The 22018-nt window shown below is 57.3% G+C and carries 23 protein-coding genes and 5 pseudogenes; 12 read left to right on the top strand and 16 right to left on the bottom strand.

Annotated elements, in window-relative coordinates; genetic code table 11:
• Positions 1-2 precede the first annotated feature (2 nt).
• Positions 3-383, bottom strand: a complete 381-nt coding sequence (locus tag ACUVSA_RS05160; RefSeq protein ID WP_445894031.1) for a NifB/NifX family molybdenum-iron cluster-binding protein — start codon at positions 381-383, stop codon at positions 3-5.
• Between the two features lie 267 nt (positions 384-650).
• On the opposite strand from ACUVSA_RS05160, the gene ACUVSA_RS05155 reads away from it, so the two are divergent.
• Entirely contained in the window at positions 651-1106 is a 456-nt protein-coding gene (locus ACUVSA_RS05155; RefSeq protein WP_445891605.1) for a bifunctional nuclease family protein, read from the top strand.
• A gap of 233 nt (positions 1107-1339) precedes the next feature.
• Here the strand turns inward: ACUVSA_RS05155 and ACUVSA_RS05150 are convergent, their stop codons facing one another.
• From ACUVSA_RS05150 to ACUVSA_RS05110, 9 genes and pseudogenes are all read right to left on the bottom strand, one after another.
• Positions 1340-1504 (bottom strand): CBS domain-containing protein, encoded by a 165-nt coding sequence (locus ACUVSA_RS05150; RefSeq protein WP_445894030.1) that lies wholly within the window; start codon positions 1502-1504, stop codon positions 1340-1342.
• Positions 1505-1556: 52 nt separating this feature from the next.
• Positions 1557-2633: a DHH family phosphoesterase gene (locus tag ACUVSA_RS05145; protein ID WP_445894029.1), complete on the bottom strand. Its 1077-nt coding sequence runs from the start codon at positions 2631-2633 to the stop codon at positions 1557-1559.
• Between the two features lie 416 nt (positions 2634-3049).
• Entirely contained in the window at positions 3050-3631 is a 582-nt protein-coding gene (locus ACUVSA_RS05140) for a GNAT family N-acetyltransferase (protein WP_445894092.1), read from the bottom strand.
• Positions 3632-3715: 84 nt separating this feature from the next.
• A pseudogene (locus tag ACUVSA_RS05135) lies at positions 3716-5678 on the bottom strand (CoA-binding protein); the annotation flags it as partial.
• Positions 5679-5852: 174 nt separating this feature from the next.
• The gene (locus ACUVSA_RS05130; protein WP_445894028.1) at positions 5853-6311 is read right to left on the bottom strand and encodes a universal stress protein; all 459 of its coding nucleotides are present in this window, start codon (positions 6309-6311) and stop codon (positions 5853-5855) included.
• Between the two features lie 2 nt (positions 6312-6313).
• Positions 6314-7606, bottom strand: coding sequence for a sensor histidine kinase (locus tag ACUVSA_RS05125; protein ID WP_445894027.1), 1293 nt, complete (start codon positions 7604-7606; stop codon positions 6314-6316).
• Positions 7607-7758: 152 nt separating this feature from the next.
• A complete protein-coding gene (locus ACUVSA_RS05120) occupies positions 7759-8325 on the bottom strand; it encodes a hypothetical protein (protein WP_445894026.1) in 567 nt (188 codons plus the stop codon).
• A gap of 55 nt (positions 8326-8380) precedes the next feature.
• Positions 8381-8956: a hypothetical protein gene (locus ACUVSA_RS05115; protein WP_445894025.1), complete on the bottom strand. Its 576-nt coding sequence runs from the start codon at positions 8954-8956 to the stop codon at positions 8381-8383.
• Complete coding sequence (locus ACUVSA_RS05110) at positions 8881-9390, bottom strand: hypothetical protein (protein ID WP_445894024.1); 510 nt, start codon at positions 9388-9390, stop codon at positions 8881-8883. Before ACUVSA_RS05110 ends, ACUVSA_RS05115 begins: the two co-directional genes overlap by 76 nt.
• A 782-nt stretch (positions 9391-10172) precedes the next feature.
• Between ACUVSA_RS05110 and ACUVSA_RS05105 the strand changes: the two genes are divergently transcribed.
• The 3 genes from ACUVSA_RS05105 to ACUVSA_RS05095 all read left to right on the top strand — a co-directional run bounded on the left by ACUVSA_RS05105 (position 10173) and on the right by ACUVSA_RS05095 (position 11524).
• Entirely contained in the window at positions 10173-10973 is an 801-nt protein-coding gene (locus tag ACUVSA_RS05105; protein ID WP_445894023.1) for a sensor histidine kinase, read from the top strand.
• 138 nt (positions 10974-11111) lie between these two features.
• Positions 11112-11282 (top strand): hypothetical protein, encoded by a 171-nt coding sequence (locus ACUVSA_RS05100; RefSeq protein ID WP_445894022.1) that lies wholly within the window; start codon positions 11112-11114, stop codon positions 11280-11282.
• On the top strand, positions 11264-11524 hold the full coding sequence (locus ACUVSA_RS05095) for a response regulator (protein WP_445894021.1): 261 nt from the start codon (positions 11264-11266) through the stop codon (positions 11522-11524). The genes ACUVSA_RS05100 and ACUVSA_RS05095 overlap by 19 nt, the downstream gene beginning before the upstream one ends.
• 63 nt (positions 11525-11587) lie before the next feature.
• Here the strand turns inward: ACUVSA_RS05095 and ACUVSA_RS05090 are convergent, their stop codons facing one another.
• A complete protein-coding gene (locus tag ACUVSA_RS05090) occupies positions 11588-12049 on the bottom strand; it encodes a hypothetical protein (RefSeq protein WP_445894020.1) in 462 nt (153 codons plus the stop codon).
• Positions 12050-12169: 120 nt separating this feature from the next.
• On the opposite strand from ACUVSA_RS05090, the gene ACUVSA_RS05085 reads away from it, so the two are divergent.
• The 6 genes and pseudogenes from ACUVSA_RS05085 to ACUVSA_RS05060 all read left to right on the top strand — a co-directional run.
• On the top strand, positions 12170-12496 hold the full coding sequence (locus ACUVSA_RS05085; RefSeq protein ID WP_445894019.1) for a hypothetical protein: 327 nt from the start codon (positions 12170-12172) through the stop codon (positions 12494-12496).
• A 251-nt stretch (positions 12497-12747) separates the two neighbouring features.
• On the top strand, positions 12748-13131 hold the full coding sequence (locus tag ACUVSA_RS05080) for a CBS domain-containing protein (RefSeq protein ID WP_445894018.1): 384 nt from the start codon (positions 12748-12750) through the stop codon (positions 13129-13131).
• A complete protein-coding gene (locus ACUVSA_RS05075) occupies positions 13124-13477 on the top strand; it encodes a DUF47 family protein (protein ID WP_445894017.1) in 354 nt (117 codons plus the stop codon). Before ACUVSA_RS05080 ends, ACUVSA_RS05075 begins: the two co-directional genes overlap by 8 nt.
• Positions 13366-13746 (top strand): DUF47 family protein, encoded by a 381-nt coding sequence (locus tag ACUVSA_RS05070; protein WP_445894016.1) that lies wholly within the window; start codon positions 13366-13368, stop codon positions 13744-13746. The genes ACUVSA_RS05075 and ACUVSA_RS05070 overlap by 112 nt, the downstream gene beginning before the upstream one ends.
• 30 nt (positions 13747-13776) lie before the next feature.
• Positions 13777-14517: pseudogene (locus ACUVSA_RS05065) on the top strand (anion permease); the annotation flags it as partial.
• Between the two features lie 13 nt (positions 14518-14530).
• Positions 14531-14599, top strand: a pseudogene (locus tag ACUVSA_RS05060) (inorganic phosphate transporter); the annotation flags it as partial.
• A 115-nt stretch (positions 14600-14714) separates the two neighbouring features.
• Here ACUVSA_RS05060 and ACUVSA_RS05055 read toward each other — a convergent pair.
• The 3 genes and pseudogenes from ACUVSA_RS05055 to ACUVSA_RS05045 all read right to left on the bottom strand — a co-directional run.
• Positions 14715-15026 (bottom strand): response regulator, encoded by a 312-nt coding sequence (locus ACUVSA_RS05055; RefSeq protein WP_445894015.1) that lies wholly within the window; start codon positions 15024-15026, stop codon positions 14715-14717.
• 258 nt (positions 15027-15284) lie between these two features.
• Complete coding sequence (locus ACUVSA_RS05050) at positions 15285-15416, bottom strand: hypothetical protein (protein WP_445894095.1); 132 nt, start codon at positions 15414-15416, stop codon at positions 15285-15287.
• 55 nt (positions 15417-15471) lie between these two features.
• Positions 15472-15726: pseudogene (locus ACUVSA_RS05045) on the bottom strand (cyclic nucleotide-binding domain-containing protein); the annotation flags it as partial.
• A gap of 681 nt (positions 15727-16407) precedes the next feature.
• On the opposite strand from ACUVSA_RS05045, the gene ACUVSA_RS05040 reads away from it, so the two are divergent.
• Together ACUVSA_RS05040 and ACUVSA_RS05035 are read left to right on the top strand one after the other, a co-directional pair.
• Positions 16408-18204 carry a PAS domain S-box protein gene (locus tag ACUVSA_RS05040; protein ID WP_445894014.1) on the top strand — a complete coding sequence of 599 codons (1797 nt, stop codon included), beginning with the start codon at positions 16408-16410 and terminating at the stop codon, positions 18202-18204.
• On the top strand, positions 18137-19039 hold the full coding sequence (locus ACUVSA_RS05035; RefSeq protein ID WP_445894013.1) for an ATP-binding protein: 903 nt from the start codon (positions 18137-18139) through the stop codon (positions 19037-19039). Before ACUVSA_RS05040 ends, ACUVSA_RS05035 begins: the two co-directional genes overlap by 68 nt.
• A gap of 22 nt (positions 19040-19061) precedes the next feature.
• Here ACUVSA_RS05035 and ACUVSA_RS05030 read toward each other — a convergent pair.
• Both ACUVSA_RS05030 and ACUVSA_RS05025 read right to left on the bottom strand, forming a co-directional pair.
• A pseudogene (locus ACUVSA_RS05030) lies at positions 19062-20505 on the bottom strand (sigma-54-dependent transcriptional regulator).
• The gene (locus ACUVSA_RS05025; protein WP_445894012.1) at positions 20490-21989 is read right to left on the bottom strand and encodes an ATP-binding protein; all 1500 of its coding nucleotides are present in this window, start codon (positions 21987-21989) and stop codon (positions 20490-20492) included. The pseudogene ACUVSA_RS05030 and the gene ACUVSA_RS05025 overlap by 16 nt, the downstream one beginning before the upstream one ends.
• Positions 21990-22018 lie beyond the last annotated feature (29 nt).

The following is a 22018-nucleotide window of genomic DNA, read 5'->3' as shown; positions in this document are numbered from 1 at the left end:
TTTCACTGAGCGCATCCGCCCCCGTGATGATGCCCGGCGCACGTCCAATCCGCGGAAAAAACCGGAAGTTTTCCCTGTTTCCACGCGTCCAGATTGTCCTTCACCGAACCCTCCATGGCCCGGTAAACCTTGATGCCCTGAGCCTGCAACTTCATCAAGGCGCCCATGCCGATCCCCCCGACCACAATGCCATCCACAGTGCGGCCCCCCAAAGCTTTTAAGGGCTGGCACATACCATGGGCGTGATGCAAATCCCCGTTGGACACTTCCTCCACGGCACCGGTCTCGGTATCCACAATGACATAGCCGGGTGCCGAACCAAAATGACCAAAGACCTCGCTTTCAAGACCGCTCAACCTTGCCGCCGGAAAACAAATCTTCATTTTTTCTTTCCTCCTTAGATGCACATGGAAAGCTCACCAGCTTTCATCCAGCCTGAGAACCGTACAACGTGACTTTTATAGGATCGTTCAAATGCATTGTCAACTCCGCTACCCAAACCTGCTCTACGCCCATATTTAACGAGGTTATCTCGCTTCACGGCCTTTTCTTCTGTGTTTCCTCCTTCCATTTGGGCAGGCACCTTTCTATAATGCCATCAATGAGCAGCATCGCCAAAACCGGCTTCGCACAGGTTTGGAGGTGGATCCATGGACAATCAGGACTTCATCGTGGCCAACGAGGTGTTCATCAAGACGGACCGCCAGCAAGGCAACATGGTCATTTTGAAGGAATCGGAGGACGCTTCTCAGTATTTTCTCATGTTCGTCGGGGACAGCGAGATCACGGCCATCGCTAAAGAAAAGGGGTTCGTGGAACCCAAGCGGCCCCTAACCCACGACACGTACCTCTCCATTCTGGAACGGGCCGGAGTGCGTTTCGAACGGGTGGAAATCTACACCATGAAAGAAAACACCTATTACGCCCGCATCATCGCTCGCATCGAGGATGAGCAGGTGGTCTTTGACAGCCGTCCCAGCGACGCCGTGGCTTTGGCGTTGCACGAAAAATGTCCCATTTTGGTGAACAGAAGGTTGCTTCGCCGGGAACTGACGCCTGAAGAAGTCAAAGAATACGAATCCATCATCAAGACGGTAAAGTTTTAAGGGGCCTTAGTACGTGGTCCATCCTGCCCCTTCAACCCTCGAGGAGCTTGCCTGAGAACACCATTCGTAGGAGCGGCGCAAGCCGCGACCCCTGATCGTGCCTTGCGGCGCTCCTACAGCATGAAACGAAAAAGGCCCTAGAAAGCCATTCTCGGACACGCGCCGAGGCCGCAGGCACTGTGGTGTGTGCGGAGCGGCCGCCGGTATCATGCCACGGCGTCCTTGAAAGCCTTTTAGACCAGGTTGTAGTAATAGAGCATCAGGTCGGAACGGGTCACGATGCCCACGAGCCGTCCGTTGTCCACCACGGGCAAACGGCCGATGTCGTGTTTGACCATCAGTCGCAGGGCTGCGGGAATGGTGGCCTGCGGGTCGATGGTGATGACATCTCTTTTCATGAACGCCTTGACGGGGGCCGAACGTTGGGTGGGGCGCTCCAGTTTGACGAGGTCACGCAAGGAAATCAAGCCCACCAGTTTTTTCCCCTTCCGTGACCGGGGCACCCGTGTGCCCCCGCTCTTTAAGTTGGCTGTGCACGGCGTCCACCGTTTCGTCCGGTCCTACAGTAAACACAGGAAAGGACATGAGATCGAAGATGGGCATGGATGCGTGGCCGTTTTGGGCCATGAGTTCCCGAATCCAGTTTTCGATGCCTTCCGGGCGAGTGCCCTTGACGAGGGCGGAGGCCGCTTCCGGGCGGCCGCCTCCGCCAAGGGGTTTCATGAGCGCCGCCACATCCATACTGTCAGGGCCGCTTCGGGCAATGACGATGCTTTGTCGCCGTCGGCCATCCCAAAAGAGGCCGAAGGCAGCATCGGCGCTCAACACGTCCCGTAGCATGGCCACCACAGAGGCCAGTCCGGAAACATGTCCCTTCAGGTCCGCTTTGGCGAAACACACCACATGGCCGTTCAGGGTGACGCGTTGCGCGGTTTCCAGAAGGTGCGCAAGAATTTCCTTGTGCTCCGGTCCATAGCCGGGTCTGAGAGCCGTCTGAATGACGTTCAGGTCCGCTTGCACTTCCAAAAGAAAAGCGGCCGCCCGAGCATCCGTGGCTCGCGTGCAGGGAAAGGTAAGGTGCCCCGTGTCCTCGTAAATGCTGGCCAAAAACAAAGTGGCCTGAATGGGATCGATGGCCGCACCCCGTTGTTCCAATTCCTGCACCAGCAACGTGGCGGCGGATCCTACAAGGGCCTGCCGGCCGGCGACGGCATGAATGTCTCCGATGTCGGGATGATGGTCCCACAAGTGCACTTCCAGATCGGAGCGATTCATGAGCGCGTCCAGGCCATCGAGGCGTTCCCAGCGGTTGGCGTCCACGACGATGAGTCGCGACACCTCGTCCTGGGGCACCCCCAGGGGGCTCATGAAAGGAAACAAATCCTTATGAATGGATAGGAAAGAGCGCACGTTGGCATTGATGCTTCGAGGTATGACGATGTGCGCTTTGGGGTAAAGATGTTTGGCGGCCACCACGGAAGCCAGTGCATCAAAATCCACGTTCTTGTGGGTTGTGATGATCTCCATGAAGCATGTCCCAGCGAGATTGTTCATCGAAAGCTGCAGGGCTTCATCCCGGTTAACGGCACGTAGGCTTCAGGACTTGAAACTTTTCACAAACTTTCCTCCCCTGCTGGGGTGACCATTCCAGCCGTTTACGCTAAAAGACGTCATCAGGCCCATTTTCGCAGACGGAGCTAGACGTTCTGTCAGCACGCCACTTTGTGAAAACGGCGCCCGCGGCAAGTGCTGACCGCACCTCGCGCGCGTTTGGGCGCGCTGGGACTTTTACTCAGAACACACAGCTGGGACGGCTCCTCAACAGTTTGTCCGAGAACAGCCTTTGTAAGAGCGGCGCAAGCCGCGATTCCTTATTGAGCCTCGCGGCGTTTCGACAGAATCAAGCCGAAGGGATGTGTCGCAAAACCGTTGTCGGCCTGCTCCTAAGAGCGCTGGATTCGACCTGCCTCATCAAAGGTCACGGCGCGCAGATCAATGGTCAGTTCGCAGTCCGTGCTTTCGGGTACGCGACACACGGAAAAGCCCAGTTTTCGGCCCAGTGCCAGCATTTGAGTGTTTTCTCTGAGGACCGTGCCCCAGACGGTTTCGATGCCCCGTTCCTTGGCAATGTGTAGACAGTTTTCCAAAAGCAAGGCCCCGATGCCCTTTCCTTGCCAGAGATCCCCTACCAACACGGCGAATTCCGCCTTTTTTCCATCAGGGTCGCTGATGACACGGGCCACACCCAACAGTATCTCCTGCGCGGTTCCCGACGCATCCACGGCCACCAGGGCGATTTCTCGGTCGTAGTCGATCTGCGTGAACCGAGCCAGCATGTCTTCGGACAGTTCCTTGATGGGGCTGAAAAACCGGAAATAGATGCTCGTGGGAGAAAGCACGTGAAAGAGGTCCACCAGCAGCGGGGCATCTTCCGGTTTAATGGGTCGAACAAAAACGGGCAATGCTGTCGTTGTCACGGCGTGCTTTTCGTAGCGCGCCGGATACGGGCTGATGATGAGGTGCATGGGAGAGGGAACCGAGCTGGGTCGAACCAGAACCCGTGCATCCACCGCCCATGGCCTTCCGTGTTGCAAAATAACAGGATTCATGTCCAGTTCCACGATTTCCGGAAAGTCCGTTACCAGCTGACTCAGCCGAATCAGTAATTCCTCCAGCGAGGCCATGTCGGCTGGTGGCAGATTGCGGTATCCTCGAAGCACCTTGTAGACCTTGGTGTCCTCCATGAGGCGATGCGCAAGGGAACGATTCAAGGGAGGCAGCGCCAGGGAACGGTCTTTAAGCAGTTCGGCCAGAATGCCACCCATGCCGAAAAGGATCACGGGCCCAAAGTGATCGTCCCTTTTGGCTCCCACGATAAGCTCCACGCCCGTGGCGCCCTGGGCGGTGCGCAGCATGGGTTGCACCGACACGCCGTGAATCTCGGCGTCGGGCTTGTAGACTCGAGCCCTCTCGAGGATGGTGCGATAAGCGGCGCGCACCTGGTCTTCGTTTTGCACATCCAGCACAATGCCCCCGGCTTCCGTTTTGTGGACGATATCCGGCGAACAAATCTTGAGCACCACGGGAAAGCCCATATCCCGGGCCAGGACGACCGCGTGGTCTTCATGGTGCGCAAGGCGCGTGACCGTGATCGGTAGGCCATACGCTTCCATAAGCTCTTTGGATTCCACTTCTGTGAGCATGCCGTGCGGTCTCGCCAAACCCCTTTGAAGAACCCTTCTGGCCCGTTCTTCGTCAAAGGTGAGGTCTTCCCGGAATCTCTTGGGAATCTCCTTGAGCATCTTTTGGTTCACGGCGAACTGATACAGTTCCATGAAAGCCGCAATGGCCTGTTCCGGCGTCGCGTATGTGGGAATGCCCGCCTGGTTCAGCACGCGGCGCCCTTCTTCTACGTTGACGCCGCCCATCCATGAGGCCAAAATGGGACAGGGCCGCTTGGCAGCCATGGCCGCCACCTGACGGGCCCCGGCTGTGGGGTCGGTCATGGCCTGTGGCGTGAGAATGATCAGGACGCCGTCGACTTCCGAGGATTCCACGCACACCTGAAGCGCCTTGGCATACCTTTCCGGGGAAGCATCCCCAAGAATGTCCACAGGATTGTTGCGGCTCCACCAGGGTGGAAGCACGGCATTGAGGGCCTCTAAGGTTTTTTCACTTAGAGGCGCGGGTTCCAATCCGTATTCCGCCAAAGCGTCCGCGGCCATTACTCCCGGGCCGCCGGCGTTGGTGATGATGGCCAGTCGAGGGCCTTCGGGTCGCGGTTGCTTGGCCAGAAGCTCCGCGCAGTCGAAAAGTTCGCCGATGGTGGTGACCCTCAAAACACCGGCCCGTCGAAACGCAGCATCGTAAAGCGCGTCTTCTCCGGCCATGGCGCCGGTATGGGACGAGGCGGCCCGGGCTCCGGCTGGACTCTTTCCGACTTAAGGACCACGATGGGCTTGATGCGCGACACCGCACGCGCCGCACTCATGAACTTACGCAAATGAGGAATGCTTTCTGCATGGAGGAGAATGCTGGTGACGCGGAAGTCGTTGCCCAGGTAATCAATGAGGTCGGCAAAGTCCACATCCAGCATGGAACCGATGCTGACAAAGTGGCTGAAGCCGATGCCTTCTTGAAGGGAAAGATCCAGAATGGACGTGCACAGGGCGCCGCTTTGGGAAATGAAGGCCAAACGACCCGGCTGGGGCATGTGAGCAGCAAAACTGGCATTGAGTTTCGCCCCCGGGCAGATAAACCCCAGGCAGTTGGGGCCGATGATGCGAACCTTTGCGGTGGCGGCTTCTCGAGCGATCTTGTGTTCGAGCCGTCGCCCTTTCTCCCCCGTTTCCCGTCCCCCTGCCGAAAGAATCACCGCCCCTGCAACGCCCGTGGCGCCGCATTCCTTGATGATGGAGGGCACGGTCTCCATGGGGGTGGCCACGATGGCCAAGTCCACCGGGCTTGGAGCGCTTTGCAGGGCGTTGTAAGCTTGGAGGCCCAGACGGAGGACCGACGCGGATTGATGGGGTAGACGGCTCCGGGAAAACCGCCTTCCACAAGATTTCTCATGACGGCGGCCCCGACACTTTCCGGCCGCTCGCTGGCTCCCACGACGGCGATGGATTTCGGATTGAGCATGCGGTCCAGATGCAACAGTCCCATGAGTTCCCCTCTCGTGGGCGATGAATATCGTGACCACTCAGCAGCTCGTGCGATGGGTGAAGCATATTCCGGTGGAATGCGTCACCGCGCCGATCGGGCCTGGTCTCCATAGGGATTGACGGTAAGGACCGGCACCCTCGCTCCCTTGACCACCCGTTCCGCGACGCTGCCAAACATAATGCGTTCCAGCCCCTTTCGGCCATGGGTACCCATAACGATCAGGTTCACGCCGTGCGTCGCGGCGAACTTCAGGATCTCCTCCGCAGGATCCCCCGAAACCACCCGGCCCTCCACAGGCAGGTCTTGAAAGTGTTCCCGGAGAAACTCATCCAGTTTCTTTCGAGCCCCTTTAGCCAGTTCCGCCTGAATGGTCGTGATGCTGGGGTGCGGCACGTAAATACTTCCCAAATGTTCAAACACACGGGCAACAAAGAGCACCTGCACCTTGGCCTGAAAGCGTGCCGCCACTTCCCTCACGACCGGAACAATTTTTTCCGAAACAGGTGAAAAATCTACGGGAAAAAGAATTTTCTCAAACATGATCAGTCTCCTTGGGATGCGCATGGGCATTCAATTTTCACCGGCTTGGCCACACTGAAGAAAAAGACCGCCCCTTTACCCGGTTCCGAACGCACCCAGGCTTCGCCGCCGTGCCGGTGGGCCACTTCACGCACGATGGCCAAACCGAGTCCTGAACCCTCCGAGGCCGAGGAAGGCTTCAACCGAGCAAAAGGTTCAAAAAGCTTTCTCTGGTGTTCCAAGGCAATGCCTTCGCCGTCGTCTGCCACCCAAAACACGAAAAAATTTTGTCTTTCTTCGCAACCTACCTGCAGACGTCGCATGGTGGGCCCTGCATGGATCAGGGCGTTCTGGACAAGATTTCGCAAAGCGCGAAGCACCATGACCTCGTCCACCGTCACTTCAGCGAGCTGCGAATGTTCCGACCATTGCACGGATCTTTTGGTAAGTTCCACCGCAAATTCCTGGCGCAAACTGTCCCACAGGGACGATATGGCCACCGGCTGCGGGCGCAACACCATTTCCCGCGTGCGCACAAAGCTGTTGAGCTCATCCACCATGCACGCGATCTGCTTGGTTGTCTTGAGAATCTGGTTGCAATAGAGCCGCCCGCGCTCGTCCAAAACATGCCCATAGTGTTCGTGCAGTCTGTGGGCAAAACCATACGCGGCCACGGCCGGACCTTTCAGGTCGTGGCCTACTGTGGACACAAAAAGCTTGATGGTTTCATTGCGGTCCTGCGGCTCTTCCACAATCTCCCGAAGGATTTCTTCCGTTTCCGCATGGATGGCCGCCACACCGATGAGATGCCCGATCATCATCAAAAGATCCACTTCGTCCTGTTTGAGCTGAATGGGGTTCCTGGAGGCCAGGTTCATGACCCCTTCGACGCGGTCCGAGACCACAAAGGGAACACAAACCACGGTGTGAATCCCTTTGGACACCAACAACTCAGCTCTCTTGGCATCCCCCAGGGCCTGCACCGACTGGGCAATGAATAGACAGGATTTGGCGGCTCGCCCCGTAAACCCTTCCTCAAGACTTACCCGCTCCAAACCCTCCACATCCATGCCTCGATACGCGGCCAGTCGAAGGCTTTGCCGATCCGGTTCCATGAGGTAGACGCGTCCGGCATCAAAGGCCGTATGCTCCAGCACGTAATCCAAGGCTTGGCTCAAAAGTTGCCTTAAATCTTTGGACTGGGAAAGGACTTCGCTCAATCCCAACAGTACCGACAAGGCACGGTTGCGGCGCATCAGCTTTTTTCGGCTGAAGGACACGGTGGTCAGATCGCTTTGAAACGATATGGGCACCACGGAGAAACTCCTCACCATAGGCCGTGCGACAAAGTCACCTGTAGGCACGCGGCACACCGCTTTGAGGGCAACTGACAAAACGGCTACGCTTAATGGTTCAATGGCCTGTGCGCGCCGGACCTTCGCCAAGAAAAGGCATCTTCGAACCGCTCTTAAGATGGACATGCCAGCCCTCGCCATTGCCGCACAGTCTCGATTTCTTGCAGCATCTTGGCGCGGTAACGGTGCACGGAACCCGCATTATGCATCACCATGTCCAATTGGCGCGTGTGCATGATGAGATAACCCAAAATGCGCAGCCGGTCCACCATCACCTCTACCGGGCGGCCTTCCAGCCGAGCGAAGGCGGCATCCTCCCGAACTTCGCAACGAAAGTCAAAGGGCTCTAAAAGATCCGCCACACCTCGAGCCCTCAACACACGGCGCCTGCGATCGGCCGCCCCGCCTTTGAACTGAAAGCTCACGTAGTTTTGGGACGTCCGCTCATCCACTAAGGCTTCCAGCGTGGAGAAATGAAAGCCGAAGCGGGACTGCAGACTGCAAAGGTTCCTGGAAATCATAAAATAGTTGCGTACGGCGTAGGGGGAGGCTACGGAAGGGTCCAGGCCCGGGTTGAAGGCGGCCTCCATGAGAACGGACATAAAACCTTTGGTGTCCACAGGAGGCGGGCCTTCCCATGGAATGGCCGTCATGCCTTGCCACAGGGCGAGTATCGGCACGGACACGATTTGTTCCAAAGTGACATAAGGCCCATCAAGGTCTTCCGTTAACCCGTCATCTAAGTTGATGATCCAAAAAAGAGACGAAAACGACGGTGGACCGCAACACCCAGGGACGACCGTTTTTTTCCACTCGTACAGCCACGATGAAGTGCGGAAGACCTCGAAGTCCCAAAAACACATCGCTGATGGTAAAAGGCTGGCTCATGGCTTCCTGAAACCGTGAACCGTCCCCGTACTGGGCCCGCGTCAGCCGAAACGGACCAGCGTAGGCCACCTGAACGCCCCGCTCATTTACGAGCCCCAGATCCACAAAATCCCCCTGATGCTTTTCTTGAAAAATGGCGAGAATGTTTTCCAACTCCTGAGGATCCTGCAGCTTTTCCAAAGGCTTAATGGCCGCCAGTGAACGGATGTCCGCCAGTTTTTCCATAAGAAAGGTGTCGATGTGCAGCGCGTGCCGTTCCACCAAGGCTCCCAGATGATCCGCCACTTTGTGCCGGTACGCCGTGTGAAACTGGTATCCGGCGATGGCCATCATGGCCAGCAGGGGCATCATGGACACCGTGATGATGATGGCCATGATGTTCCGGCGCAGGCTGCTGTAGTACCTGTCATCCGCTGTGAGCACCGTGGTCCCCTTCCTTGTCCATGATTTGTCGCCCCGGCCCTGTGGGGGGAGCTGGAGTCCTTCGGTTCAGCCGCGACCGCCGTGGCCAGCAGGCGTGACACCACCTCTTTGAGTTCCCGTGGAGATCCCGTCTTGGTCACCGACGCATCCACATGATGGGCCAGGGCCGCATCATCCCAGAAGCTGTGCGCCACCACGCGCATGGTCGGATACCGTTGCTTCAGGGTGCGCAGGACTACCCGCAGGCTCTGCACGGCGATATCGGGATCCGAAACCAGAAGATCCACGTTCACCGAAGAACCCAAAATTTTCTGCAATTCCCGATAGTCGACGGCTTCCATGACCTCGTAACCGTCCTGGGCCAACTCCCTTCGAACGAAAGCCCGAACGTGTCGGTTGCGATCGGTGACCACAATGCGAAAAGGTCGATCCATGAAACCCCATGTCCTTGTCCGATGAAGTGAACGCTTTCCGAGGTCCGGCCATGCCCTCATGGACCGCCGGTGCACTTTGGTGAAGGGCAATGAACGTGCCAGAGGGCACAAGACGTGGAAAGGCAGCCAAGAGCGGCCCACTTCAAGAGTTTTTTCGAAACGCTTCAGCCACAGCGCTCTCAGGGACCATGCGTTCTTCTGTCAGGATCTTTAACAGTTCGTCAAAGGTGACAAGATCATCGACACAAAACCCCTCTAATGGGCACCGGGCTTTCGCGGATCCAAAATCCAGACAAAGCCGCAGGGTCAGGACCACGTTCCCAAGCGGCTCTGTGTCGAGGCCATGCCGTGGCCGTCCTCTGGTCAGTGGACCGCGTCTTCCTGGCCCGAACTTGAAGGAACCGGCTCCCGGCGGTCCACATGGCAGCGGGCGGCGAGGCGCTCGTCTGAGAATGGCTTTTTGGGACCGTTTTCGTGCCACTCTGTAGAAGCCTCACAAGGCGTGAACCCCATCTGAGAGCGAATGCCTATGAAGCGCGCTGGTATGGAGTCGCGGCGTGCGCGGCTCCGACAGCACGCCGTGAGGGCGTGGCAAAACCATTGTCGGACAAGCTCCTGAGCCCGTTCCCTCTGAGGTGTGTCGGCCGATTATTCTTGAACACATTCAAAAAGCCATGGAGATCCCTCTCCACGCCGTGGCATGAATTTCAAACCTCGAATCGGCCCGTCTTTTGCACCTCTTCCATGGCCTTGGAAATACGCAGAGGCGTGAGGTGAATGGCATGAAAAAGCATGGCCGGTTTCTGTGGGCATATCTTCCGGCCCTGAGCGCCGTCGGCATGAGTGGCGTCGAACGCTTTCAAGGGGCTTCATGCCTTAGGGTGCTTCTAGTTCCCTGGGCCATCCTGTCCTTGGTCATGAGCTACCTTCTGGTTCGCATGCTCATCAACGAACGGGCCAAGGATGAGTTCACGGGACGACAGCTGCTTCAGGCACAGAAAATGGCCACCATCGGCGAGATGGCCTCGGGGATCGCCCACGAAGTGAACAATCCCTTAGCCGTCATCGGGCGAGAGGTGGAATGGATCCAGGAACTTCTGAAGGAACATCCGCCCGCCGATGCTGAAGCGGCTCAGGAAATCATCGAATCGCTTCAGGTCATCGGCGGCCAGGTGGCTCGATGCGCGGAATTCACCCACCGGTTGCTCAATTTTGCCCGCAAAAGTGAGCCGGTGCTCCAGTGGGTGGACATCAACGGTTTGATCGAGGATATGGTTCGGCTGGTGGAGCGGTTGAGCAAAGGCAAAGACATCTCTTTTCAAAGGTCTTACCAGGATCCCATACCCCCTGTATGGACGGATCCACCTCTCCTGCGGCAGGTCCTTCTCAACCTGCTCAACAACGCGGTTCAGGCCATCAAGTCTCAGGGGACGGTGACCGCCACGACACAGGAACACCCCAAGGGGTGGGTGGACATTTCCATCGCCGACACCGGCTGCGGCATTCCTGCGTCGCATCTTCCCCATCTCTTTGACCCTTTTTTCACCGCCAAGGTTCCGAGTCAAGGAACGGGACTGGGCTAGGCCGTTTGCCAAAAGATCGTCACCGCCTTAGGCGGCCTCATTCTTGTGGAATCCACAGTGGGCCACGGCAGCCGTTTCACGGTGCGGCTGCCTCGGCTTCCCCGCACTTTGGGGCAAAAATTGGCATAGGAGTTCCTTATGGCTCCGCATATGGCACGTGTGTTGTTGGTGGACGATGAGGAACGATTTCGCTCCACCATGGGAAAGCTTCTGAGGAAAAGAGGCTTTGGGGTGGAGGAGGCGGGATCGGGCCACGAGGCCCTGGTGCGCATTCAGCAAGGGATGTGGACGTGGTTGTCTTGGACGTGAAGATGCCGGGCATGGACGGAATTCAGGCCCTGGCCAAAATCAAAGCGTTGGATCCTTTGCCCGAAGTGATCATCCTCACCGGCCACGCCAATGTCGATGCCGCCGTGGAAATCATGCGGTTGGGAGGATACGAGTATCTACTCAAACCCTGCCCCATCGAGGAGCTCGTGACCAAGATCGAAGGGGCTTTGGAAAAGAAAAGGGCCCGGGAAAAAGTGCAGCGCTCTTCACCTGCCCCTTGATCGACGCGCCATATTGGGCGGCAGATTGATGCACGCGGCCTGTTGGACATTGCAGAGGCAATGTCAAACGGGCTGCTCCGCCGTCAAGGCATAGCGTTCCTCCAGGAACCGTCGAGCCAGATCCTCGACGGAGCGTTCGCTCTCCATCAACATATCCATTTGGCGTGTAAACTGAAGCAGACGCCCCAGACGCTCCATGTGTTCCAGAATCTTGTGGGTCGGGTGCTTTTGAAAACGCGCCGTCACGCGGTCGCCCACCACATCCACGCGAAAATTCAAATGTTCCAAAATGAGGCCAATAGCCCGCACCCGACGGTTTCGCCGAATCTCGTCGGCCGCACCTCCCATAAAGAAAAGTGTGATGTAGTTCTTGTGGGTGTCTCGACCGCAGTAACAGTCCACAATAGTATAATGATAGCCTACCCGTGAACTGAAGTTCATGTACTTGTCGGAAATGATGGCATAGCTTTTGTCGCCGAAACGTTCAACACCCAGCAGAGGCGGCGAGAGCATCTGCTCGGCCATAACCGAAAAAAACCCTTGAGATGACCCGGCCTGGGTCCCTCCTCGTGCAGCGCTTCATGGGTCATGCCGCTCAGAAGTGCCCGCAAGATCCCTTCTGTTGCGCACTCTTGGTGTCAGCCCATGGTTCATGGCACCCTGCGCCATGCCAATCTGGTTTTTTACCTGTATTTATCCTACAAACCCAACGACAGGCTGGACCGGGCGCTTCGGCACCAAGGGATCGCTTCCGTTTATCGAGCCGTTCAGAACAAGGACCGATCTTTTACCCTCTTTTTTGGATTGGGCAGCGCCGACGGCCTGGCGCCGGGAGATGTTGTGCGGGTCCTGGCCAAAGACGGTCGACTTCTGGGCAGGGCCCACGTGGAGTCGGTGAGCCGCAACGACGCACAGGCGCGCTTTGATGGGGCCGAACGTCTTCCTTCCACCCTCTATGCCTCGCGTCTCTAGAGGGTTATGGGACAAGGGAGCCGGAAGCCCATCCGGGAACGGTTTTGCGTGGTCATTTCGTAATCAGGCTCTAAGAACGCTCCACAACACCATAAGGCATCGCGGCGCAAGCCACGGGCGGCCATGAAGAGCGGGCAAGGCGGTTGCGTGGCGGTAACATGGTCATGTGCCAAAGAACTTTTCGATTCTTCAATTTGATAACCCAAAGGCCGCCCCCCAAGGATGAGGATTTTATGAAGCTGTAAGAAATCATGACGCGCAAGCTGGAGTCCATCGCTTCAAACGCCACTGTCCACGAAGCCATTGAAAAAATGGTGGACAAGCGCATCCGCTCCCTGCTGGTGCGCGCTTCCCATCCTTCGGAAACGGACGGGGTGGTCACGGCACGGGACGTGGTTTTTAAGGTATTAGCTAAAGGCCTCCATCCCCTGAAGGTCCGGGTGGGAGACATCGCCTGTCGACCTCTGCGGTGCGTATCACAAGATGAGACTGTGGAAAAGGTGGCCGCATTGATGGAACAGGCCAATGTGGCTCGCGTGTTCGTCTGCGACCACGGAAAGATCGTGGGTGTCGTCGCCCTCATGGACATCATGCAAGCGACGCTCATCGACAGGGCAAGGAACGCCCATGTTTAAGTGGATGCGCGGCAACCGCAATGAAGAAGCGGCCCTGAAAGCCATGCACGAGCACCTGCAGCTGATGTGCGTCGCCAACGAGGCCCTGGCCGCTCTCATCAACAGCGAAGAAGCCTCCCAGGTGGAAGCCATTTACGATCTGGAACGGGAAGGCGACATGGTGCGACGCCGTGCCCTGTCCATTATCTTTGAAGGAGCGTTTCTGCCCTATCTCGGCCCAGTCTGTGTCGTTTCGTGGAATTGGTGGATCAGGCCTTTGATACAGTGGAGGACACGGCACGATTTTTTGAGCGGATCTCCCTTCATGACGCCATTGCCCAAGAATGCCGCACGGTCACATCGCTGAACAAGCAGATGTGCGAAATCCTTCAAATCGCCTTTCAGCTGGCCGTTCAAGGCAAAGACATTCGAGAGCAGGTTTTGGCCATTCGCATCTTGGAAAAGCGCGTCGACGACCTCAAGGCGGACATTTTCAAAAAAATCCAAGATATTCCCATCGCCAATTTCTGGCAGGGTAAATTCTACGGCGATTTCCTGGAAAGCCTCACCAGTTTCAGAGATCTCATTGAAGACGCCGGTGACGCCCTTTATGTGCTCACCGTGAGCTTCCGTTAGAAGGTCCTAGAGGGGAGCGAAGCGGAAGCCATGTGGAGAATCCTTGGCGGGCTTTTTCTGGGATGGAGTCTGGGGGCCAATCATTCCGCTAACATCTTTGGAACGGCCGTGGCCAGCGGTCTCGTGCGCTTTTCGCACACCCTCTGGCGGACCGCCATCTATGTGTTTTTGGGCGCGGTGATGGAGGGGGTCAAGTGCATGAGCACCTACGGCAAATTGGCCCTTGTGCATCCTGACACGGCCTTCCTTCTGACCATCTCCATCGCCGTCACCATGACGGTGCTCACGCGAGCCGGCATTCCGGCATCCACGTCCCAAGCGCTTGTGGGAGCCATTCTCGGGTGGTCTTTTCTGGAGACATCCCTCGATTATTCCCAGCTGGCCAAGATCGTTTTGTGCTGGACTCTAACCCCTGTCACATCCCTCATCTGCAGTGCCAGCCTCCATCGCGCCTTTGCAAAACTCATCGTGGAGCGGATCGCCTCCTTTTCGGCACGCAACCGGTTCTATTTCGTGGCCGTACTGCTCACGGGCTGTTATGCCGCCTACGGCTTAGGGGCCAACAGCGTGGCCAATGTCACCGGGCTCTATGTCACGTCGGGGCTTGTGAGCACGCAAGCGGGGGCCCTGATCGGCGGACTGAGCATGGCTCTCGGGGTTTTAACCTACAGCGGCCGTGTCATGATGACGGTGGGCAAAGGCGTCGTCCCTTTGGATCCCTTTTCGGCCATGGTGGTGGTGTTTGCGGAAGCCGCCACACTGTACCTTTTCACCCAGCTGGGGGGTGCCCGTATCGTCGCCGCAGGCCGTGGTGGGAGCTGTAGTGGGCATCGGATTTGTCAAAGGTTTGGAAACCATCAACAGGCGCGTGGCGTTGAAGATCGGTTTCGGATGGGTCGTGACCCCCCCTCTGCGCCGGGGTACTGGCCCTGGTCGCCCATACCCTGCTCATGCTTGCCGGAGCGGCTTCACTGGCGAGCCTTTTCGCGAGGGCACTTGCGCTCGTAAGCCTGCTCAATCTTCGGTAACAATTCTGTTAACTTGCAGGGTTTCATCACATAGTCAAAGGCCCGCAGTTCCATGCCCTGAAGCCCGGATTCCACCGAGGCGTGCCCGGTGAGCAGGATCACTTCCACGAGAGGCCAGCGTTTCTTGATCTCTTGAAGCACTTCAAGGCCGTCCATGCCGGGCATGCGCACATCCAAGACCACCACATCCACGGAGTGCTGCGAGAGTTTATCCAAGGCTTCGCGACCACCGGTGACACCTACGGCCGCCACCTGCCGTTTTTTCCAGGCGCCTCACAAGGGTTTCCAAAAAATCCAGCTCGTCGTCCACAACCAACACACGGTACGGTGGGCGGTGCATAGCGTCAAACCTCCCTTTTGAAAGCTCATTCGAAAAGATTCATTGCAGCCCGATGTGGCCGTGTCACTCGCGCAAACAGCAAGGAGCCTGTCCCACATGCTTGGGCCACGTCCTTTACGCTTGGAACTGTCGGAGCGCCGCAAGGCGCGATAGCGAATCGCGCCCCTTGGCTACCCGATGGGAGATGCTCCGGGCGCGCGCAGCGGAAGGTTCATGACAAAGATGGCGCCCCCTCGAGCACCGTTGCGCACTTCGATGCGCCCTCCCAGCTTGGTCATGATGCTGTAAGAGATACTCAACAAAAAGTTCCGTATCCTCCTGGCATACCGCCGTGAGAGTGTATGTCTTTGACGGCATCAAGGACGCCACGCCAAAGATCTCCCCAGGACCTCGAGTTTCAAAGGCAATCCCCACCGTGTCTCCAGGTTGGAACTCTCGAAGACTGACTAATCCTTTGCTCGCGATGAAAAAATGCCCAGCTGTTTCCCCGTTTCTGTAGACTACATTCCCCTTTTTCAGGCTTTTCTTTTGCGTCACCTGGGCGATCTTTTCCAGTTCCTCATCGCTGAAAACCAAAAAGAAACGACATGATTTGAGTTGCTTGACAGGCATCATCTCTGCCCTCCTTGCCTCAGAGCTTTTAAAGCACCTCATGCCGCTCATCCATGGAGCAGCCCCTTCCCCAAGCTTGTCCCCAGGACGCCCATCGCCTTGGAAGTCGAAAAGCCGGCTGTGCGGCACAGGGCAAGATCCACTTTTTCATGCGGCAAGATCTGCACCATTAAAGGAAAATCGCGCGCCCGGAATGCAAGGTGGCCCAAGGCCCTGAACACCGAAGGGACCGCGTTCTGGCAGTCCGAAAATGCCGGGCAGGCATCAAGGTCACCTTTGTAAAGGCTGGTCTGCTTGGTGGCGGGGTGAATCTCTTCGACGGGAAAGGTCGATCTTCGACAGGATTCGGGCAAGGCCCACCGGTGGACTGGAGCAAGCCGCCAAGACGGATCACGCCTGCCAACCTGTGTATGAATGCCTCTTGTTGATAATCGTCAGGCAAGCCCAATCGGGAAGGCGCGTAGCAGGGCGGCGAACCGATGCCACAACAAGCAAAAGAACGGACAAAGTGTAAAAAACCTGACGGCCCTTCAAATTTTCTAGACCTCTCGTGCGATGAGAGTTGACAAGGCGTGGTATTTCGCCAAATTTGGTCACGTCGGCAGGTCATGCCCTGACAAGGACGGGGCAGGGCTCTGAGAATGCCGGTCAGAACTGGCGCGAACATGGAGGAGAGGGCGCATGCAGAGACGTAGGGTGACATTCAAGGGCCGGCAGGAAGGAGCCAAAAGAGATTTGTCCCAAGGTGTGAAAGAAAAGCTCTCCTATCAAGGCCTCCTGGAGCACATTCCGGCTGTGGTCTATTGTGACACCCTCGATGACGAGGGCGGTGCCTGTTATATGAGCCCTCAGCTGCAGTGGATGCTGACCCATCCGGAGACGGCTCTTGAGCCTTCTCAACAATCGTGGCATGCGTGCCTGCATCCCGAAGACAGGGATCGGGTTCTGGCCGAACGGCGTCGTGCTTTGAAAGAGTCTCAGCCTTTGTCCTGTGAATATCGGCTCGTCAGCCACGACGGGCACATTCGTTGGGTGCTGGACCGGGCCAGGGTGGTGCACGCCTCCGACGGCACGCGGCAGCTTCACGGCGTTTTGCACGACATTACGGAAAGGAAGGTCCTGGAACAATCCTTGGCCAACCGGGACACGATTTTGCAAGCTGTAGCCTATGCTGCTGAATACTTTCTTCTGCATTCTCGAAGCGACGTGCCTCTGGAAAAAGTGTTGGGCAGACTCGGGGAAGCCGCCCAGGTAAGCCGCGTCTACGTGTTTGAAAATTACCGCGCCTCCGACGGCACTTGGTTCACCAGCCAAAGGTATGAATGGACGGCGGAAGGCATCTCTTCGCAAAAGGACAATCCGGACTTGCAAAATTTTCCTTACGTGGAAGGCGGTTTTTCCCGATGGCTCGAAACCTTTTTGCTAGGGGAACCCATTTACGGCCTTATTGAAGAATTTCCACCTTCGGAGCGCTCCGTTTTGAAAGCCCAAGACATCATTTCGTTGGTTGCCGCTCCCATTTTCGTCAACGGTGCTCTCTGGGGGTTCATGGGCTTTGACGACTGTGTCCTGCCCAGGCGATGGACCTCCGTGGAAATCGACGCCTTAAAGACGGCGGCGCATCTTGTGGGCGCCATGGTGCAAAAACAACGCTCCGATGCCATCCTGGATCAGGCCGCGCGGCATTTGGAAAGGGAAGTGGCCAGAAAGACGGCGGAACTTAAGGAAGCCAACGCTCGGCTTCACGAAGAACTCAGAGCACGCCGAGAAGCCCAGGCTCGGCTCGCGGAATCGGAGCGGCGCTACAGGGAGCTGTACGAACGCAGCAGGGACGGCTATGTGCGCACGGACTTTCAGGGCGTGATTTTGGAGTGCAACGGTCCCTTTGCTTCGATGCTGGGATACGACAATCCTCAGGAAATCATCGGCGTACCATGCCGGGATATGACGCCGCCGCAGCGTTTTGACGCCATTTCACGAAACATGCGCCGGCAGCTCATGGAACGAGGCTTCTCGGATAAATTTGAAAAGCAGCTCATTCGAAAAGATGGTTCTCTTTTGGATGTGGAAGTGCGGATGTATCTTCATCGAAGGCCCGATAGCACCCCAGATTCCATCTGGACTTTTGTGCAGGACATCAGCGACCGGAAACTCGCCGAACAGGAACGGCTTCGAGCCCAAAAACTGGAATCCTTGGGGCTTCTGGCGGGAGGCATCGCCCACGACTTCAACAACATTCTCACAGGCATTCTCGGCCATATTTCCCTCATCAAACATGCCATCAAGAACGGAGCCCCCCACTGGCGATCGTTTGGATCACGTAGAAAAAGCATGCCTCAGAGCCCAGGAGCTCACGCGCCAGTTGCTCACCTTTGCCAAGGGTGGAGCGCCCGTCAAGAAAACAGGGTCCTTGCAGGATCTGATTCGGGACTGCACGGAGTTTTCTCTGCGTGGCACGCCCTCTCAAGCTCGGTTTGATCTTCCTGAGGACTTGTGGCTGGTGGACTACGACGCCGCTCAGATCAGTCAGGTCCTGCAAAACTTGGTTATCAACTCCCATCAGGCCATGCCGCATGGAGGCACCGTGACGGTGGAGGCGCAAAACATTCTTGTGGAAGAAGGCGCCGATCTGCCGCTGCGTCCTGGTCGCTATGTGGCGGTGTCCGTTGAAGATCACGGGATTGGCATTCCGGAAGAACACATGGATGCTATTTTCGATCCGTACTTTACCAGCAAGAAGGAAGGGAGCGGCCTGGGATTGCCCACGGCTTATTCCATCGTCAAACGGCACGATGGTCACATAACCGTGCGCTCCCGCGTCGGCCAAGGAACGCGTGTGACCTTTTACCTTCCGGCATCCCAGCAGGCAGCCGACGCGGCCGAAGTTCCCGAAAACCTCAAACCTTTTCGAGGCACCGGCCGTATTCTGATCATGGACGATGACCCTATCGTGCGGGACGTGCTTTTGGCCGTGCTGGAACACCTGGGCTTTGAAAGCGAGGCGACGGCGGAAGGCATGGAGGTTTTTGCGCGCTACCAGCAAGCCCTGGCCGAGGGAAAACCTTTTGACGGCGTCATCCTGGACCTGACCGTGCCGGGGGGCGTCGGGGGTCGGGAAGTCGTCAAAAAGCTCAAGGCCCTGGATCCTCACGTGCGCGCCGTCGCCTCCACCGGGTACTCCACCGACCCCGTCCTGTCCCGGCCTCAAGCCTACGGTTTCCAGGCTGGCATCGCCAAACCGTACCGCATGGAAGATCTGGAAAAGGTGGTGCGCAGGATGTGGTCGGCACGCGGGAAACCCGAAAAACAGTAAGGGCTGCGGCCTGCAGAAAGCCTCAAGAGGCTACGGCGGCTTCCACACGAATGCCGTACTTTTCCATACGCGCCAAAAGAGTCGGCCGGGAGACGCCCAAAAGCCTGGCTGCATGGGTGCGATTGCCCTTGGTCATTTCCAGGGCTAGGCGAATGACGCGCGCACTAAAGTCGTCCACAAGGGCGTCAAAAAGCCTCTCGGCCACACCGTGCCTTAGCTGGTGAAGAATCCACTGGTCCAGCGCCGCAGTCAGTCCAGCAAGATCCTTGACCCCTTTGGACAGCTCTTCACCATTGGGTTCTTCCCCCCACGGCACGGCGCACGTCGGCATTTTCTAAAGGAAACCCGCGATTGAAAATCAGCGCCTTGCGGATCACGTTGGCCAGCTGGCGCACGTTTCCCAGCCAGTCCATGGACATCAGACACTGCAGGGCGTCCTGCGTGATCCCGGGATTAGCCACCCCCATTTCCGCAGCATAGCGACTGAGAAAATACTCCGCCAGCAGCGGAATATCCTCCCGTCGCTCTCGCAAAGGCGGCAGCGTCAAGGCCACCACATTCAATCGGTAAAAGAGATCGTCTCGAAAACGCCCTTGTGCCACCGCCTCTTCCAGGTTTCTATTGGTGGCCGCAATGATGCGCACATCCACGGGAATGGGTCGCCGCCCGCCCTGGTGTTCGATGCTGCGCTCTTGAAGCAACCGCAGAATCTTGGCCTGAATGCTCACGGGCATGTCAGCGATTTGGTCCAGAAACAATGTGCCATGATGGGCCTGTTCCACCTTGCCCATGCGGCGATTGACCGCTCCGGTAAAGGCTCCTTTTTCGTAGCCGAAGAGTTCGCTTTCCAACAGCGTTTCGGGAATGGCGACACAGTTGATAACCATAAAGGGTCCGGAAGACCTGTGGCTGTGTTGGTCGATGGCTCGTGCCACTAGTTCCTTTCCGGTCCCGGACTCACTACGAATCACCACCGTGGCGTCGGTACAAGCCACACGCCCGATGGCCTTAAAGACGTCCTGCATGGCTCGACTGCGGCCGATGAGCGCATCTTCCTGAGGGGATGCAGGCTGAGCATCCACCGCCACTTTGCTGCGCATGAAACGACCGGCTTTGAGGGCCTGGGACACCAGATCGAGCAGGGCCGGAATATTGAAGGGTTTCAGCACGTAGTCAAAGGCGCCCATTTTCGTGGCTTCAATGGCCGTTTCCGTGGTGCCGTAAGCCGTCATGACGATTACGGGCAGTTTGGGGTCCACGGCTTTGATAGCCTTGAAGGTTTCCAAGCCCGACATGCCCGGCAACCGCACGTCCAGGACCACCAAATCCGGCACCCGTTCCTGAACGGCGGCCAGGCCCGCTTCGCCGGATCCGGCCATGCGCACGCTGTGCCCTTCTGTGCGCAAGATTTTCCCGAGGCTTTGACGTAACTGCGGATCGTCATCCACAATCAGGATCTCAGCCACAGCCCCCGCTCCTCGCAAGGCAGCCCCACCACGAAGGTGGTCCCTTGCCCTGGCTTGGAATGCACGTGAATCCATCCCCAATGATCTTGAAGAATCCTCCTGGCAATGGCCAGTCCCAAACCCGATCCTTCTTCCTTGGTGCTGAAGAAAGGCTCAAAGATCTTGTCCTTGATCTCATCGGGAATACCAGGCCCGCTGTCCTTGATGCGCACAAGCACCACATACCCGTGGTCGCCCATCATGCCCGATTCCTCCACAATGCGTATGTGCCCTCCCTCGCCCATGGCCTCGCAGGCATTCAAAATGAGATTGACCAGGACCTCCTTCATCTGGTCGGGATCCAGCAGCGTTTTGGGCAGTCTTCCTTTGCGGTCCAGTTCGACGCGCACGCCATAGGATTCCAACCGGTGTTTCAGCAGTTGCAGGGTCATGTCCACCACGTCGGAAAGGCTCAGAGGCTGCATTTTCAGTTTCGGCGGGCGGCTGAATTCCAAAAAGTTGCCCACAATGGTGTCGATGTGGCCGATTTCTTCCGCTATCACCTCAAAGTCTTCACGCTGCGTCGGGGCCAGGTTGAGGCTCCTTTCCAAGGAGAAAAGCCGCATCTTCACGGAGGTGAGGGGGTTGCGAATGCTGTGGGCCACACTGGCGGCCAGCTTGCCCACCATGGCCAGTTTTTCCGACTGGATGAGGTGTTCCCGGCTTTCCTCCAGCTCCTCATGGGCGCGGTCCACGTCTTCCAGCAAGCTGTGCATGCGCCGACTCAACGCCTTCACTTCATCGCGGGCATCCTCGGCGGGTACCGTAAAGATCCCCTTTTCCTGATTAAAGGCCAACCGGCGAATGGGCTCCAAAATCTGACTCCACAACACAACGGCCAGGCTGACGCCCACCAGCAGGGCCACCGGCAAAGCCGCCCGTGCCAGCGCAGTCAGACGGTGGGCTTTGCGGGTAAACAAGCCTTGGTTATGCTGAATCTGCAGCTCGTGCAGATTCTTAAACCTTTTGGTAAGGGCGTAAATGTTGTGAAACTGGTCGCGCACGGTCCAGTGCCTGTGCGCCCCTTCGTCTTTGCGCCCTTCTCGATAGAGGGCGATCACCTGATCCCGGCCCGCTTCAAAGTCCGCATAGGCTTCGCCGATCTCGTACAAAATTTGGCGGCCTTCTTCCATGCGCGTGCGCTCTTGGGCCACACCCAACCAGTGGTGAAAGGCCATTTGGTGTTCTCTGAGCCGCGTGAGCCATTGCTCGTCGCCCGTGAGATAATAGTAGGTGACATAGCCTTTTTGCATGACCAGAGCACTGCCGAGTTTTTCCGCCGCCAGCAAGGCCTGCACGTCCCTTTTGACCACCGATTCGGAAAGCTCCAGGGTGCGGGATGTGGTCCAGATGGTGATCACGGCCCCGGCACAATTGACCGCAACCAAGGCCAGCAGGAGGACAAAAAGGCGAGATCTTAGGGTCAAGAAGGCAAGCCGACGCATTCTCTGCGGACCTCCTCAGCACACGATCT

It is taken from the genome of Desulfosoma sp. (assembly GCF_052743555.1).
Note: the sequence above shows the minus strand (reverse complement) of the source record. Positions and strands in the feature narration are given on the sequence as shown.

Coding starts and splice junctions, on each gene's coding strand:
- ACUVSA_RS05110 (WP_445894024.1), bottom strand. CDS start 9,390: ATGGATCGACCTTTTCGCATTGTGGTCACCGATCGCAACCGACACGTT.
- ACUVSA_RS05080 (WP_445894018.1), top strand. CDS start 12,748: ATGACGCGCAAGCTGGAGTCCATCGCTTCAAACGCCACTGTCCACGAA.
- ACUVSA_RS05160 (WP_445894031.1), bottom strand. CDS start 383: ATGAAGATTTGTTTTCCGGCGGCAAGGTTGAGCGGTCTTGAAAGCGAG.
- ACUVSA_RS05040 (WP_445894014.1), top strand. CDS start 16,408: ATGCAGAGACGTAGGGTGACATTCAAGGGCCGGCAGGAAGGAGCCAAA.
- ACUVSA_RS05090 (WP_445894020.1), bottom strand. CDS start 12,049: ATGGCCGAGCAGATGCTCTCGCCGCCTCTGCTGGGTGTTGAACGTTTC.
- ACUVSA_RS05075 (WP_445894017.1), top strand. CDS start 13,124: ATGTTTAAGTGGATGCGCGGCAACCGCAATGAAGAAGCGGCCCTGAAA.
- ACUVSA_RS05140 (WP_445894092.1), bottom strand. CDS start 3,631: ATGCACCTCATCATCAGCCCGTATCCGGCGCGCTACGAAAAGCACGCC.
- ACUVSA_RS05145 (WP_445894029.1), bottom strand. CDS start 2,633: ATGGAGATCATCACAACCCACAAGAACGTGGATTTTGATGCACTGGCT.
- ACUVSA_RS05130 (WP_445894028.1), bottom strand. CDS start 6,311: ATGTTTGAGAAAATTCTTTTTCCCGTAGATTTTTCACCTGTTTCGGAA.
- ACUVSA_RS05105 (WP_445894023.1), top strand. CDS start 10,173: ATGAAAAAGCATGGCCGGTTTCTGTGGGCATATCTTCCGGCCCTGAGC.
- ACUVSA_RS05100 (WP_445894022.1), top strand. CDS start 11,112: ATGGCTCCGCATATGGCACGTGTGTTGTTGGTGGACGATGAGGAACGA.
- ACUVSA_RS05150 (WP_445894030.1), bottom strand. CDS start 1,504: ATGAAAAGAGATGTCATCACCATCGACCCGCAGGCCACCATTCCCGCA.
- ACUVSA_RS05155 (WP_445891605.1), top strand. CDS start 651: ATGGACAATCAGGACTTCATCGTGGCCAACGAGGTGTTCATCAAGACG.
- ACUVSA_RS05085 (WP_445894019.1), top strand. CDS start 12,170: ATGGTTCATGGCACCCTGCGCCATGCCAATCTGGTTTTTTACCTGTAT.
- ACUVSA_RS05025 (WP_445894012.1), bottom strand. CDS start 21,989: ATGCGTCGGCTTGCCTTCTTGACCCTAAGATCTCGCCTTTTTGTCCTC.